Source organism: Streptomyces sp. NPDC045967, from assembly GCF_056430495.1.
In genome coordinates this window covers 93,809-109,464 of the sequence record NZ_JBWKLE010000006.1, presented here as the reverse complement: position 1 = coordinate 109,464, position 15,656 = coordinate 93,809, and the positions used below count along the sequence as shown (strand labels likewise).

The 15,656-nt window shown below is 74.6% G+C and carries 9 protein-coding genes; 3 read left to right on the top strand and 6 right to left on the bottom strand.

The features are described from left to right. Positions 1–16 precede the first annotated feature (16 nt). On the bottom strand, positions 17–760 hold the full coding sequence (locus AC07FY_RS15190) for an SDR family NAD(P)-dependent oxidoreductase (RefSeq protein WP_479005730.1): 744 nt from the start codon (positions 758–760) through the stop codon (positions 17–19). A gap of 215 nt (positions 761–975) precedes the next feature. Between AC07FY_RS15190 and AC07FY_RS15185 the strand changes: the two genes are divergently transcribed. Further along, complete coding sequence (locus AC07FY_RS15185) at positions 976–2,052, top strand: RNA ligase (ATP) (protein WP_479005728.1); 1,077 nt, start codon at positions 976–978, stop codon at positions 2,050–2,052. A gap of 140 nt (positions 2,053–2,192) precedes the next feature. Beyond that, a complete protein-coding gene (locus tag AC07FY_RS15180; RefSeq protein ID WP_479005725.1) occupies positions 2,193–3,404 on the top strand; it encodes a LacI family DNA-binding transcriptional regulator in 1,212 nt (403 codons plus the stop codon). A gap of 37 nt (positions 3,405–3,441) precedes the next feature. Here AC07FY_RS15180 and AC07FY_RS15175 read toward each other — a convergent pair whose 3' ends face one another. Continuing rightward, positions 3,442–4,752, bottom strand: a complete 1,311-nt coding sequence (locus AC07FY_RS15175; RefSeq protein WP_479005722.1) for an ROK family transcriptional regulator — start codon at positions 4,750–4,752, stop codon at positions 3,442–3,444. A gap of 138 nt (positions 4,753–4,890) precedes the next feature. Between AC07FY_RS15175 and AC07FY_RS15170 the strand changes: the two genes are divergently transcribed. Further along, complete coding sequence (locus AC07FY_RS15170) at positions 4,891–5,808, top strand: NADP-dependent oxidoreductase (protein WP_479006338.1); 918 nt, start codon at positions 4,891–4,893, stop codon at positions 5,806–5,808. Between the two features lie 116 nt (positions 5,809–5,924). Here AC07FY_RS15170 and AC07FY_RS15165 read toward each other — a convergent pair whose 3' ends face one another. The 4 genes from AC07FY_RS15165 to AC07FY_RS15150 all read right to left on the bottom strand — a co-directional run bounded on the left by AC07FY_RS15165 (position 5,925) and on the right by AC07FY_RS15150 (position 14,463). Beyond that, on the bottom strand, positions 5,925–7,001 hold the full coding sequence (locus AC07FY_RS15165; RefSeq protein ID WP_479005719.1) for a DUF1996 domain-containing protein: 1,077 nt from the start codon (positions 6,999–7,001) through the stop codon (positions 5,925–5,927). A gap of 206 nt (positions 7,002–7,207) precedes the next feature. After that, entirely contained in the window at positions 7,208–9,364 is a 2,157-nt protein-coding gene (locus AC07FY_RS15160; RefSeq protein ID WP_479005716.1) for a discoidin domain-containing protein, read from the bottom strand. 300 nt (positions 9,365–9,664) lie between these two features. Beyond that, positions 9,665–12,673 (bottom strand): poly(A) polymerase, encoded by a 3,009-nt coding sequence (locus tag AC07FY_RS15155; RefSeq protein ID WP_479005713.1) that lies wholly within the window; start codon positions 12,671–12,673, stop codon positions 9,665–9,667. After that, positions 12,673–14,463, bottom strand: a complete 1,791-nt coding sequence (locus tag AC07FY_RS15150; protein WP_479005710.1) for an RNA ligase family protein — start codon at positions 14,461–14,463, stop codon at positions 12,673–12,675. The genes AC07FY_RS15155 and AC07FY_RS15150 overlap by 1 nt, the downstream gene beginning before the upstream one ends. Positions 14,464–15,656 lie beyond the last annotated feature (1,193 nt).

Here is a 15,656-nt window from a genome sequence, read left to right as displayed (position 1 = left end):
GTCCGACGGCGCGGCCTCAGTGGCCGCCGGAGACCCGCAGGACGGCGCCGGTGGTGTACGAGGACTCCGGGGACAGCAGCCAGGACACCGCGGCGGCGATCTCCTCGGGCTGCCCGGGCCGCCCCAGCGGGATCCGGGCCGCGGCGCGGGCCGGCCGGTCGGGGTCGCCCATCGCCGCGTGCATGTCGGTCTCGATGATGCCCGGCGCCACGGCGTTGACCCGGATGCCGTCCGGTCCGAGCTCCTTCGAGAGCCCGATGGTCAGCGCGTCGGTGGCGGCCTTGGTCGCGGCATAGTGCACGTACTCGCCCGGGCTGCCGAGGGTGGCGGCGGCGGAGGAGACGTTCACGATGGCCCCGCCGCCTGACTCCGCCATGTCGCGGGCCGCCCGCCGGCAGCAGAGGAGGTAGCCGAGGAGGTTGACCTCGACGACCCGCCGCAGGTCCTCGGTGCGGGCGTCGGCGAGCCGCCCCAGGGGCCCGGTCACCGCGGCGTTGTTGACGAGCCCCGTCACGGTGCCGAGTTCGGCTCCGGCGATGTCGAAGAGGCGCTCGACCGCGCATTCCTCGGAGGTGTCCCCGCGCACGGTCACGCAGCGCGAACCGGCGGCCCGCACCTGCTCGGCGACGGACTCGGCGGCCGCCGCGTCGCGGGCGTAGCCGAGCGCAAGATCGTGCCCCTCGGCCGCGAGCCGCAGGCAGGTCGCGGCCCCGATGCCCCTGCTGCCGCCGGTGACGACGGTGACGGGACGTGATGACATGGCGGACTCCCGGCGGCAGACGGCACTTCCGGGCCGAGGATACGCCAGGCACGGCACGACGCCCGGTGTGTCCCCGCGCTCCGAAAAGCGCTGGACCAGGACGAACGGCGGCACCGAGAGTAGGACCGCACGACTTCGCGCATCCGCGCATCCGCGCATTCTCGACTCCGCACATCCGCGACTCCGTACGTCCGCACGTCCGAGGGGGACCTTCCATGTCGACTCTGAGAGTCACCGCCGAAGAGCTGACCGTCCACGAGCATCCGAACGCCGACGCGCTGGAGCTGGCCCAAGTCGGCCTCTACCGGGCCGTCGTGGCCAAGGGCGCTTACCGCACCGGCGAGTTCGCCCTCTACATACCCGAGCAGGCCGTGCTGCCCGCCGAGTTGATCGAGGAACTGGGTCTGACGGGCCGCCTCGCCGGCGGCTCCGCCGACCGGGTGAAGGCGGTCCGGCTGCGCGGGGAGCTCTCGCAGGGGCTGGTGTGCCGGCCGCGCGCGCTCGCCGAGGTCGATCTGGCGCAGGCGGCCGAGGAGGGCACGGACTTCGCGGAGCTGCTCGGCATCACCAAGTGGTCGCCGCCCGTCCCGACCACGATGAACGGCGAGGTGGAGTCGGCTCCGGACCTGCTGCCGTGGGTGGACATCGAGAACCTCCAGCGCTATCCGCACCTGTTCGAGCCGGGCGAGCCCGTGGTCCTCACGGAGAAGCTGCACGGCACGGCCAGCCTGTTCACGTACGTCACCGAGGGCGAGCGGGTGCTCGTCTCCTCCAAGGGCTTCGGCGCGAAGGGGCTCGCGCTCAGGGAGGACGAGCGCAACGTGTACTGGCGGGCCGTGCGCGGCCACGGCGTACCGGCGGTCGCGGCCGCCCTGGCCGCTCGACTGGGCGCGTCACGGGTCGGGATCTTCGCGGAGGTGTACGGGGTGGGCGTCCAGGACCTGGGTTACGGCACGGACGTGCGCACCGCGGACACGCCCCCCGGGTACGCGGTCTTCGACGTGTCCGCGGAGATCGACGGGCAGGTGCGGTGGCTGGACCCGGCGGAGGTCCTGGCGGAGGGCGAACTGCCGCTTGTGCCGAGGCTGTACGAGGGACCGTACGAGCTCGACACGGTGCTGGAGGTGGCCACCGGCCGGGAGACCGTGTCCGGGCGGGGCGTGCACCTGCGCGAGGGGGTCGTCATCCGCCCGGCGACGGAACGCCACAGCCCGGTCGTGGGCGGCCGCGCGATAGCCAAGGCGGTCAGCCCGGCGTACCTGACCCGCAAGGGCGGCACGGAGTACGAGTGATCCGCGGCGGGGCCCGGGCCCACCTACCGGGCCGGACCCGCGCCGTCGGTACGCCTACTCCCGACTGCCCGCTGCCCGCACACCGCTCGCCGCACACCCGCCCCGCCGGGACCGCGTCACCCGGCCGCTACAGTGCGGCCATGGACACGGGGGGACGTACGGGAAAGCGCCCGGCGGGAGCGGGAGCCGGGGCGGGTGGATCGCCGACCCTGGAGGACGTGGCCCGTGCGGCGGGGGTGTCGCGGGCCACGGTGTCCCGGGTGGTCAACGGCGTCCGGAACGTGGACCCGGCCATCCGGCAGGCGGTCCAGCGGGCCGTCGCCGCGACCGGGTACGTGCCGAACCGCGCCGCCCGGTCCCTGGTGACGCGCCGGTCCGGGACCGTCGCCCTGGTGGTCTCCGGCGCGGGCTCGGGCACGGCCGGCGCGCGGGACGGGTTCGCCGCCGGGGTGTTCGAGGACCCGTTCTTCGGGCGCGTGGTCAGCGGGGTCGTCCGCGCGCTGCGACCGGCCGGTGTGCACCCGGTCCTGATGTTCGCCGACACCGCGGAGGACCGTGCGCAGGTGCTCGCCTACCTGGGGCAGGGCAGCGCGGACGGAGCCCTGCTCGTCACCACCCATGCCCGGGATCCGCTGCCGGGGATGCTCGCGGCCGCCGCCCTGCCCGCGGTGCTGTTCGCGACGCCCCCCGCGGGGGTGGCGCTCGACCACGTGGACCTGCGCCAACGGGAGGGCGGAGCGCTGGCGGCCCGGCACCTGCTCGCGCTGGGCCGCGGCAGACTCGCGGTGATCGGGGGCCCGGCGGACGTGCCGGCCAGCCGGGAGCGGGTGGCGGGCTTCCGCGAGGCGGTGGCGGGAGGCAGCGGCGGCGGGGACGCACCGCGTGACGACCGGAACCCCGGCTGCGCCCCCCGCTCCCACCGCGACCGCGACCGTGACCCCGACCCTGGCCCCGCTCGCCACCCCGCCCCCGGCTTCGACCGCCCCACCGTGCTCCGCGTCGCCGAAGGGGACTTCACGCTCGACGGCGGGGAGCGCGCGATGCGCCGCCTGCTGGCCGAACAGCCCGACCTGGAAGGGGTGTTCGCCGCGAACGACCTGATGGCCCAGGGAGCCTGCCTGGTGCTGAAGGAGCACGGCCGCCGGATCCCGCGGGACGTGGCGGTCGTCGGCTTCGACGACTCCGGCGCGGCATCCGCCTGCCGGCCCCGGCTGACGAGCGTACGCCAGCCGGTGGAGGACATGGCGGCGGAGATGGTCCGCCTGCTCCTGGAGCGGGTCGCGGGCACCGCCGCCCCGGAACCGGCCTCGGTCCTGTTCCCGCCCGCCCTGGTGGTCCGCGACTCCGCCTGATCCGCTCCGGCGCAGCCGCACAACGGAGGACGCGCGGCTACCGTTCCGCGCCGCGGACCTCCATGGCCGTGCGCCAGCCCGGTGGCTCGGGCCGGGGCTCGGGGGCCGCTCGGCGGCCGCCCGCGGCGAAGAACGCCGAGAGGGGCAGGGTGGCCGCGCCGACCGTGACCGCGTCGGGGCCGAGGGAACCGAGGCCGATGGTGACCCGGTCGGCCGGATGGCGCAGCGCGTACCGGGTCGCGTGCCCGCGGACCGACGGCAGGATGTGCGGGCCGAGCATGAGCCCCGCCCAGCCGCCGATCAGGATGCGCTCCGGCTGGAACAGGTTGATCAGGTCGGACAGCCCCGCCCCCAGGTACTCCGCGGTCTCCTCCAGCACTTCCCGTGCCACCGCGTCCCCCGTGCCGGCTGCGGCGAGCAGGGCGGACAGGGCCTCCTCCTCGTCCACCGAGTCCACCGGGCGGCCGTCCGCCGCCCCGCCGCGTTCCGCCCAGCGCGCCAGCAGGGCCTCGGCGCCGGTGTACGCCTCCAGGCAGCCCAGTGCCCCGCATCGGCAGCGCCGTCCGCGTACGGAGACGGTGAGGTGACCCCACTCCAGGGGGGTGCCCTGCGTGGTCCCGCCGTCCGGGGAGCCGTCGGTGACCAGGCTCGCGCCCACGCCGGAGCCGAAGAGCACGACAACCGCCTCCCGTGCCCCGCGGCCCGCGCCGAACCACATCTCGGCCTGGCCCAGGGTCCGCGCGCCATTGTCGATGAGGTAGGGGACCTCCTCCGGCAGCGCTCCGGTCGCGCGCAGCAGCCGCTCCAGCGGTACGGCGTCCCAGCCGATGGTCTGGCCGTGCACCACGCTCCCGCCGGGTGCGTCGCGGTCCACGATGCCCGGCACCCCGACGCCCACGCCCAGCAGCCGCTCCGTGCCGACGCCGGCCTCGGCGAGCACCGTCCCGATGCCGTGCCGGACGTGGTCGACGACGGACCCCACGTCGTAGCAGCCGCGCGGTGACAACGGCACCTCCGCCCGCGCCAGTTCGGTGAGGGTCAGGTCGAACAGCTCGACGCGGACCCGGGTTTCGCCGACGTCGACGCCGATCATGTGGGCGCTGGCGGGGGCCACCCGCAGCAGGGTGCGGGGCCGTCCGCCGTCGGAGTCGACGATCCCGGCCTCCTCCAGCAGTCCGTCCGCGACCAGCGCGCCGACGACGTTGCTGACGGACCCGGAGCTCAGCCCGGTGGCGGGACCCAGTTCCTGGCGGCTCATCGGCCCGCCGAAGTAGAGCCGTTGCAGGACGGCGCTCCGGTTCCCCCGCCGCAGGTCCCGCACCGTTCGCCCGCTACGCCCCGTGGTCATCCGGCCCCTTCCGCAGTGACATGGCTTCGCAACATACCCGCGACCGTTGTCGGGCCGGGAGCGGGGCACGTGGTGGGATGGGCCCGGGGCGGGCCCAGCAGCTCACGGAGAGGTCGGAACATGGCGCAGGACGACACCATGCGGGCGATGGCGTACGAGACGTACGGCGGAACGGAGGTACTGAAGGAGACCCGGCTCCCGGTCCCCAAGGTCGGCCCGGGCGAAGTGCTCGTCCGCGTGAAGTACGCCTCGGTCAACCCGGTCGACTGGAAGATCATGGGCGGCGGCCTCGACGCCCTCATGGACGTCGTGTACCCCGTGGTGCCCTGCTGGGACGTCTCCGGCACCGTCGAACGGGTCGGCATCGACACGCCCGAGTTCGCCGAGGGCGACGAGGTGATGGCCTACGTCCGCAAGGACTACGTGCACGGCGGGACGTGCGCCGAGTTCGTCACCGTGCCCGTCCGGGCCCTCGCGCACAAGCCCGCCTCGCTCGGCTGGGCCGAGGCGGCCGCCCTCCCGCTCGCCGGGCTCACCGCCTACCAGGTGCTGACCCGGCTGCGCACCGGCAAGGACGACACGGTCTTGATCCACGGGGCCGCGGGCGGCGTCGGCTCCTTCGGCGTGCAGATCGCCCGCGCCCTGGGGGCCCGGGTCATCGGCACCGCCTCCCCGCGCAACCACGACCGCGTGCGCGAGCTCGGCGCCGAACCCGTCGCCTATGGGGACGGGCTCGCCGAGCGGGTCCTCGACCTCGCCCCCGACGGCGCGACCGTCGTCGCGGACTTCGTCGGCGGCGTCCTCGACGTCACCCGCAGGGTGCTGCACGACGACGGCCGGCACGCCTCCATCGCCGATCCCACGGTGACCGGCTCGGGCGGCGAGTGGATGTGGGTGCGGCCGGTCGGCGGTGACCTCGAGGAGCTGGGCCGGCTCGTCGAGGACGGCCGGCTCAGGGTGACCGTCGCGCGGACCTTCCCGCTGGCCGAGCTGGCGGCGGCCTTCGAGCTCAGCCAGGGCGGACACACGGCGGGCAAGATCGTCATCGAGGTCTGAGCGCGGCCGTCGGCGCGCACGTGACCGCGCGCCGCCCGGAGAGGGGCGGCGCGCGGATTCCGCGGAGGAGCTGCCGGCCGGTCCGGTCGCGGCCGGGCCGGGGCCGGAGCCGGGATTTACGGGAGCCGGTAGTCCGGGCCCAGGGCGGCGCCCGCCTCCGGGTGCGTCTCGTCGTAGCCGCGGGCGTTGCACTGGAGGCCGCCCTTGATGCAGTGCTCGACCAGGGCGTTCAGCGTCCGGTCGTCCCAGGCGTTGAAGAAGTCGTAGTGGAAGGAGTGCCCGCTGCCGCTGGACAGCCTGACCTGCGACATGTCACCGCTCACGGGGAAGGCCATCTTGAACTCGACCATGGGCACGGCGACGGGGTGGCCGGCGGGACACACGTTGTCGTTGGTGCCGGGTTTCACGACCGGATAGGCCATGTGGGCCTTGTGGTCGGGGGTGTCCAGGAACCGGCCGTCCCAGCAACTCGGGGACTGCATGCGGATGTTGAGCTGGGTGCCGGCCGGGCAGTGTGCGGGGAACTCCGTGTTCTTGAAGCTGTCCCCGCACTCCCAGCCCTCCACCCAGCCGCGGTGGGCGCGGAACTCGGCGGCCGTCTGCGACGGGCTGCCGACCAGGAAGCGCAGGCCCTTGGGGAACGGGCGCACGCTCTTGTAGTCGGTGACACCCGTCTTGTAGTAGATCACCTGCGGCCCGGTCGGCAGGACCGGCTGGTTGCCGTTGTAGAGGGTCGGCATCCAGTAGCCGGAGAGGTCGCCCGGGGCGTTGCAGGCCGTCCTGCCCGCGGAAAGCGAGGCGGTCGTGCTGAACGCGTCGGTCGTGGTGTTGCCCATGAAGGTGTGGTTGTGGGAGGCGCCGGGGCGGCCCGCGTAGACGATCGGGTCGTCGGACGCCGTCCGGGTGACGGCGCAGTTGGCCTGGAACTCGTGGAAGTACCGGTCCGGAGGGTTGTTCCAGGACGGGGTGACTCCGGTGACCTGCGGCACGGCCGGGATGTAGCCGTCACCGTCCGGGTCGTCGCCGCCGGCCAGTGGGGCCACGGCGGTGTGGTCCATGGTCGCGTGCACGGCCGCACCGGAGTCGGGGGAGGCCTGGGCGGTCAGGGCGATGCCGCTGAGGCCGGCGGCGGCAGTCACGGCGAAGGCCACCGAGACCATGGCGGCGGACGGGGTCCGCGGGCGGAGTTTCATCGCTGCAGCTCCTTCGTGAGGGGCGGAAGGGAGAGGCGGCGCCGGTTCTGGCGCCGTGCGTGGTACTGGTCGTGCTGCGGGTCGTGCTGCGGGTCGTCGTGCCGGCTCTGCGGACACGGTGGGAGAGCGCTCTCCCAAGCGGTCCGGAAAACGCGGGGCGGCCGTCGGGCCGCCCCGCGTCGTGGCGGGGTCAGGGGTGGGTCAGGTCAGGGGAACGAGACGAGAGTGGAGGGAATGGTCGAGGTGCCCGAGGTCGGGGCGCCGATCCCGTTGATGACGTGCTCGTACTGGCCGTTGCCGCCAAGCGAGACCACGAGCAGGTCGTGGAATTTCACACCGGGCTTCACCGGTGCCTGGAAGCCGTGTTCCTGACGGATCGTCGGGTCGACGTTGTAGTAGCAGTAGCTGCCCAGGCCCCAGCCCTCGTGGGTGTTGACCGAGTCCGCGACCTTGTAGGCCGCGTATCCCTTGATCGAGCCGTTCTGGATCGCGGCCTGGTTGGGGGCGTCGTACGCCTTCTCGTTCTGGAAGAAGATCGTCCGACCGCGCTCCCCGTTCCACTCCACGTCGTACTTGTTGAAGTGTTCGACGAAGAGGCCGGTGGCCAGGACGTCGTCGCCGTTCACCCGGAACCCGTAGTCGGAGCGGTTGGTCTCCCAGCCCACCCCGTCGCCGTGGTCGGCCCGCCAGATCCAGGTGTGGTCGACGATGGTGTCGTCGTTGTTGATCACCATGCCGAGCGTGGCCTTGCCGGCGCCCGCGCCGCCGACCCGGATGAAGACGTCCTGCACGGTGGTCGGGTTCGCCGCGTGGTCGGCGGAGGCGCCGGCCGGGCCGACCTCCAGCAGGCTCGGCGAGTTGACGGTGCCCGCGTCGATCAGGAACCCGGCGAGCTTGACGCCGTCCACGTCGGCGACCTTCATCGCGGTCACCCCGTTGTCCGGGATGATCGTGGCGAGGCCGAGGCCGAGGACGATGGTGTCGGGCCGGTTGACCTGGATGGTCTGGTTCACGTGGTAGACGCCCGGCGTGAACAGCAGGTGCAGGCCCTGCGCCAGCGCCGCGTTGATCGTCGCCGCGCTCGCGCCCGGCTTGACCACGTAGAACTGGTTCAGCGGCACCGAGGTGCCCTGCGGTGCGCCGTTGCCCCAGGAGGTGCCGCGGGCGTTGGTGCGCTTGGCCGGGACGAAGACCTTGTAGTCGTTGCCGTCCAGGTAGAGGAAGGGCTTCTCCCGGGACGCGGGGGTGGTGTCCAGCGTGGTGTAGGGCGGGTTCGGGTACGACTGCGCCGGCGCGCCCTGGGTTCCGGAGAACACCTGGTTCCACACCGCGTTGGACCAGCCGCCGATGGAACTGTCACGGGTGTACCACTGCTGCTGCGAGTAGTTCCCGACCTGGCCGTCGATCCTGGAGTCGGCGATGTACCCGCCGGAGGCCCAGCCGTAGCCGTTGGGCGCCAGGTTCAGGCCGCCCTTGACGTGCATCCTGCGGAAGGGTGCCGCCTGCGAGACCGCCCAGCGGTTGGTGCCGTTGACCGGGTTCAGCGCCAGGTTCTCGGCCGAACGCCAGAAGTTCTGGGTGGCGTTGCCGCCGAACCAGCCCGCGTCCACGGTCACGTCGCCGTTGATGGTGGTGTCGTCGGGGTTGAGGCCGAGGCCCGAGATCGAGGTGTAGAAACCGATCTGGGCGTTCAGGCCGTTGTAGGTGCCGGGCTTGAACAGGAACTGGTAGCGGCCCGAGCCGAACTGGGCCGACTCCTGCTGCCGGAACACCTCGTCCAGTTTGGCCTGGATGTTCGGCGTGGAGGGGTCGAAGACGATCACGTTCGGGCCGAGGTCGCCGCCACCGGGGATGACCGGCCCGCCGCCGGTGGTGCCGTAGACCTGGAACTCCCAGAGGGAATAGCCGTATCCGGTGGTGCGCTGCGTCCCGTACACGCGGACGTAGCGTGCCGTGCCGGTGATGTCGTGGGTGACGGTGCCGCCGGTACCGGTGGTGGTCGAGGCCGCGGTGGACCAGTTGGTGCCGTCCGCGGACAGCTCGACGCGGTAGGCCTTGGCGGCGGCGGCCTCCCAGCGCAGGACCACCTGGCTCAGCTGGGCCGGGGCGCCGAGATCGACCTGTATCCACTGCGGGTCGGCGAACTGGCTTGACCAGCGGGTGCCGTTGTCGCCGTCGACGGCCGCGCCGGCCGGTGTCCCGGCGTTCTCGATGCTGGAGGCCGTGACGGGCTTGCCCTGGGAGAGCAGCACCGGAGCCGCCTGGGCGGCGGTGCCCGGCAGCAGGACGAGGAGGGCCGCGACCAGGGCGGCGGCGAGCGCCGTCGCGGTGAGGCGCGGCGGGCGATCGGAGAGGAGGGGCATGCGGGGGGACTCCTGACGCTTGGATCCGGGGGATCGAAGCGTGAGTGAACTGCCCGCCGCGAGGGCCGTCAAGGGTTTCGGCGTTCACGAACTGAAGATCAAATCGTGTGTCAACGGTGCATCAGGCCCGTGAACTCGGAGTTTCTTCAATCCTTGTGAAAAGTGTTGACGAAAAAACTTCGCTTGGCTGTACTGATGCTCTGACCGCCCCGTCCCGCCGGCCCCGCCGGACGCGGGGCGGAGCCGGGTCAGCCTTCGGGAAGTGTCCGCTCGGAGGAGCCGAACGATGCCGTGTGTTCGTTACTCGTCGCCTGCACGGTGCAGGTCCGGTACCTCCCCGCAATCGGCCCATGCCGTTTCCACACCCGTGAGGCCCCGCGACCAGGGCGCGGTGACCGCGGCGAGACCCGCCGCGTCGGGAGGCGCCGAACCGAGCCCGATCGCGTACCGGGCCGATCCCGGGCCCGCCTCGAAGGGATGCGGCCAGGCGTGCGCGTCCGCGACGCCCGCCTCTTCCAGGGCGCCCAGCAGGGCCCGCATCCGGCCGCGCACCCGCCCCAGGGCGGCGTCGAACTCGCGCCCCGCGGGCGCGGATACGCTCACCACCGCCCACGCGGCGTGCCGGCGGTGCAGCGGTGGCGCGGCCAGGACGGCGTCGAGGGCGCCCGGGTCGGCTTCCAGCAGTTCCCACGCCCGGTACAGCTCCCGCCCCAGCAGATCCCGCACCGCCGGTCCCACCTGGGCCGTGCAGCTGCGGACCGGCGCGGAGGGGGTGAGGACGGTCACCGGGTCCGGCGCCGCGGCCGACGTCGTGCCGGACGGTACGGGCGGCAGTGCCGCCCGGTCCATGCCGACCGGCTCGCGCCAGTCCCAGGCAGCCCAGCTCCCGAAGAAGTCGAGCAGCAGGGCCGCGGGGGACCGGTCGGCGGCCGCGCGCACCGTACGGGCCGCAAGTACCGCCCAGGCCAGCCCCGGAAGCCCACCGAACGGAGCCGAGTCCAGCCCCCGGGCCCGCGCCCATGCCTTGACCGTCCGGGCCAGGCGGGCGAAGGCGGCGTGCTCCGGCCCCACGAAGCCCACCACCGCCTCGGCATCGCTCACCGCGCTCAGCGCCACCCCGGCGGCCCCGCCCAGTTCGGCACGGCGCGCCACCGCCGCCGCGGGCTCCAGCGCGCCGGTGGGGACGACCACCAGGTCCACGTCCAGGCCCGCCGCGCTCAACCGGAGCCCCGGCACCCGGGCGCCCGTCACCTCGCGCAGCCGTACCGCCTCCGGCAGCGCCGCGGCGAGCCGTTGCCGTACCTCCCCGATGTCCGCGGTGCCCGGCACGGCCGCCACCAGGTCGAGGTCGGCGCCGGGGAGCGCGCACCCCATCCGCCGGGAACCGGCCTCCCACACCGCGCCGTCGCCGAGCGCCTCCGCGATCCGGACGGCGAGCGCGGCGGCTCGCCGGTCGGGTGCGACGCCCCGGGTCACGGGGTGACCGGCTGCACCGCCGAGTGCCTGCTCCGCCACCGGATCCCCGACCGCGTACTCCGGCACTCGATCCCCGAGCGCCTGCTCCGCCACCGGATCCCCGAGCGCGTACTCCGGCAGACGACCCCCGAGTGCGCGCTCCGGCAGCCACCGGACCCGCCCCGTGCCCAGCTCCACCACCGCCCGGGTCCGCATCGGCCCGTCCCCGCGCCGAGACAGCACGGCCAGCTCCCCGACCCGCACGTTCATCCCGCCGCCGAGCCGGGCGGCGAACTCCGCGACCGCCCGCTGCGGGTCGCGGCTGCGCCCCAGGGTCAGGTGCGGGGTGTAGTCCTCGGCGCGCCCACGGCACCCGGGGAAGCGCCGTACGAGTTCCTGCCGCAGCTCCTGCCACGGCGCGTCGCCCCCCGCCGCGGGGTCCAGCCAGACGGCCGCGTCCTCCCGGTGGCCGAAGCTGTGCACCCCCTCCAGGCGCGCCGTGAACGGCGGTGTGCACGCCGCCGCGTCGGCCAGCAGGGGCACGGCCTCCTCGAACGAGGACTCCGGGACGAAGCCGAAGAGCAGGTTGACGTGGGCGGGCCAGCGGTCCGCCCCAGGGTCGTGCTCGCGGCGCAGCGCGTGCGCCGCCTCCGGGAGGCGGGGCGGCAACCAGGCCACGGCCGTGCGCGCCGTCGCCCGCGCGTCGAGCCGGGCGGGGCCGGGGCCGCCGAAATCGACCGTGGCCTCCACCCCGTAGTGGTCCGAGACGAACAGGCCGTCCGGGCCCGGCACGTCACCGCGCAGGGCCGCCCGGGTCACCCGCGCCGCCCCCGCGGTCCTCAGCAGGATCCGGTCCAGCCGCGCCGCCCGGCCGGACAACGAGCCCACTGCGGCGAGCGGGTTCGCCACCGGGTCGAAGGTGGGCGTGTCGTCCCCCGGCCCGTGCACGTCGCTCCAGGCGTCCCGCATGCCCAGCGCGGCCGCCGGTCCGTCGGCCCCCGAGCCGCCGTCGTTGAAGTCCCCCAGCAGCGCCACGTCGGCTTCGACCCCGCTCAGCCCCTCGGCGAGACGGGCCAGTTCGGCCCGTCGCCGGCTCGCCCCGTCCTGCGTGTGGTCGCTGGTCAGGTGGGTGGCGGCGACGACGAGCGGCCCGGCCGCGGTGTCCACCGTCACGGCGGCGACCGCCTTGTGGGGGCCGAGCACGTGTAGTCCGGCCTCCCGCAGAGGAAGCCGGCTGAGCACCAGCAGCCCGCACTCGGCGACGTCCCGGCCACCCGGATCCGTACCGAGCGTGTAGCCGGCCCGCACCCAGTCCGTCCGCAACAGCAGGCGCAGCAGCTCGGGTTCGGCTTCCTGGAGCGCGATGACATCGGCGTCGGCCGCCGCCAGGTCGGCCAGCAGCAGGGGCCTGCGGCGGGCGGTGGCGATCAGCGGGCCGTCGTAGCGGTCCCAGAGGGTGTTCCAGGTCAGCAGCCGCACCGCGGCCGGAGCATCGGCCGCGGTGCCGCGCGGGGCGGGTGCGGGCGCCGGGCGCCATGCGCCGCCGTCCGCCGGATCCCAGGCGTGCGGGGTGCGGGCGGTGAAGAACGGCGCCCGCAGCAGGCGCGGATCGCGCACGCGTCCGGCCCGGGTGGCGCCGATCCGGTCCACCCCCGTCGCCCGGTCCCACACCAGCTCCCCGTCCGCCTCGACGAACAGCACGCGGTGCCACGGAATGTCGCCGCCCGGCACGAACGACGGCAGCGGCACCCGCTTGGGGGCGGTTCCGCGCTGGAGCAGCCCGAGGACGAACCGGGCGGGATCGAACCGGGGGTCCCAGCGGACCTGGTGGTAGACCTCCTCACTGGTGCGCATCACAGCTCGCCGCCCTTCACGGCCAGCGCGCCGGCCGTGTCCTCGACGGTTCCGCCCGCGCCGATGTACCAGGTCCGGTGCGCCTGACCGGGATACGGCGGGCTGAACCGGTGCAGCTGGGACTCCAGCACCTGCGGAGGCACGGGATGCGGGCGCACGGTGTTGCGCCGCCGCAGCTCCTCCTCGTCCACCAGGACGACGGCATGGGTGACCAGCGCGTCGCGGCGGCGGGCGACCGAGCCCGCCAGTCCGCGCTGCTGATCGGTCAGGGAGGTGGCGTCCCACACGACGGTGCCCCCGCGGGCCAGCGCGGCGTCGAGCCGGTCGAGGCCCTCGCTCAGCACCTGCGCGTTCGCCCGCTGATCCGCGCGGGAGCCCCGGGCGGACCGCAGCTCGTCGAGACCGATGTACGCGTCCACGCCGGGCAGGGCGCGACCGAAGGTGCTCTTGCCGCTGCCGGAGGGGCCGGACAGCTGCACCAGCCGGAGAAACGTTCCCTCACGCCAGCGCCAGGTCGCCGCCACCGCCTCCTCCGCCGTGGCGATCCGGCCCTGCGCGAAGGCCCGCCGGGCCTCGGCCCAGCAGCGGTCGGCCGCGTCCGGACCGAGCCCGGACAGCCGCTCCCCGAGCTCCGAGCGCAGCGGGCCGAGGGGATCGGGACCGAGCAGGCCCGCCTCCTCGGCGTACAGCGCGGACCACTCCACGCTCGCGCGGGCCTGCGCGTCCTCGCCGGCCGTCGCGGCGGCGAGGGCGTGCAGCACCCCCGGATCGGCGGCGGCGGCCATGCGGACCAGTCCGGCCCGCCGCTCGGAGTCGGCGAACGGCCGCTGGAGGTACGGGTACAGCCCGACGAGGTCCGCCACCCGCCGCGCGAGCTCCATCCCGAGCGGTCCGCCGGCGAGCCGCGCCGCGATCCGGGCGCGCGGGGCGCGGTGCAGCGCGGCGGCCAGCACCCCGGCCAGCCGGTCATCGCCCGTCCGGCCCGAGGCGTCCAACCGGGCGGTGACATCGGCACACACCTCGGCGGCGGATGCCTGGCCGTCGATGTGGCCGTCGACGTGGTCGGCGCCGTCGGTGCCCCATGCGTCACCGGTCATCCCGACCGCCGCCAGCAGCTCCGCCGCACCGGCGGCGGCCCCAGACCGGACCGCCCACAACGGGGCGGCCGGACCGAGCCCGTTCGGCACGACCGGCGCGAACATCCAGTGCGTCGCCGTCTGTACGTGCCCGCCGCGCACCCATTTGGCCACGCACCGGCCGAAGTCCTCGTAGCCGAAACCGTCCACCGTCCGGACCACGTAGCCCTCTTGCCGTGTGGTGTCCGGCTTCAGCCTGCGCAGCGCGCGTGCGTCGAACGTCCCCCGCCACAGCACGCGCGGCGTGGGCACCCCGAGCCCGCGCAGGAACCGTACGGTCGCGTCCCAGTCCAGGCAGCGCTCCCCGTCCCACACGGAGAACCCGTAGAACCAGCTGTCGAGGTCCTCGTACGCGAGCGAGTGCCGGGCGTACAGGTTCTCCCCGCACACCCGCCATCCGGCCGGGATCCGCGCGGCGATCCGGCCCTGGAGACCCTTGACCCACGCCCGGGACGGGTGGTGCGCCGAGTCGAGGGAGCGGGCGTGCAGGCCGTCCGCGTAGAGGGTGGTGTTCTCCCCATCGAGCTTCTCGGTCACCACGACCTCGCGCCCGGCCAGCCCCGCGAGCGCATCCGGGCCGCCGACCCGGACGTCGTCCGGCGCGGCCCCCGGCGACCACGGCAGGTGCGGTGTGCGGGGGTAGTGCGTGCGCATGGTCCGCTCCTGCTCGACGACGTGGGCACCGTCACTCTAGGTATCCGGGGGCAGCCTCCTCCATCGAATAACGGGTGCCCGGCACTGTGCCACCCCGACCCGGGCCGGGTCTTCGGGATCATGCCCGGCGGCACAGGGCCACGAGGGCGGGCGGCACCGTGCCGCGGGCCGCCTCGCACACTGCCGCCATGCCGTAGGCGTGCCGCGGCGCGGCGGGCCCGTCCGCCGGCTTTGCCGCCTGCCGCTTGCGGGGCTTGGGCGGGGGAGCGGGGCGGGCGGAACGCACGGGCTTGGCCGCCCGGGGCCGGCGCGCGGGCCGCTCCTGGCGAGTGGCGCCGGGCGCGGCCGCGGGCGACGCGGGGGAGGGCGGGGATGCGGACTCCGGGACCGGCAGACGGCCCAACGGCATGGCCAGGGGCGCCGGTTGAGCAGGAACGGGCCGTGCTTCCGCAGGCCCCGGGCGCGGTGCGTCCGACGGCGCGGTGGGGCGCACCGTCACGCATCCGGTGGTCATGGTGAGGGCGGCGAGGGTCAGGGTCAGGGCCCGGCACAGCTGCATCCGCCCACCCTGCCGCACCGCCCGCGCGCAGAGTGCCCCCGTCACCCGTACGGGTGCCGGTTCGGCCTTGTGACGTTGGTCGGACCGGCGGTTTTCAGGCCGCCAGTCCGCCTCCGGAAGGTAGCAGGGCCTGCGTAACCCGGTCATAAGGAGGATGGGGCGGCGAAGCGGGTGCCCGCACGGGGGTGCTCGCGCCGCGCAGGCACGCTGGAAAAGGGCCGCCGCGCCGGGTGTTGCACCGTCGGAGGGGTCCTCCGACGGTGCACGGAGTTCCGTCGGACGGGTCCGTGTCCGACGGGTCCCCGCCCGGCCGGGACCGGGCAGCGGGGACCGGGCGGCGTTGACCCGGGTGAACCCGGCGGCCGTACGGGCCTCGCGCGACCCTGTGGACCGCGGCCGTGGGTGTGGTCGTGGCTGTGGCCCTGCGTCACCGACACGGACGGGCGGGTCCCCGCACCGGCCGTCGACCGCCGCTCCGACCGGTTCCCGCCCGGCGGGACGGTGGACGCGGCGCCTGCGCGAGGAGCCGGGAGCACCAGCATCCGCGCGGCCTCGCCGTGGACCGGATCCCTGCGGGAGCGCCCGGCTTCCCGCCTGGGACGCGGTTCCCGGCAGCCACTTCGCCGAGCCCGCC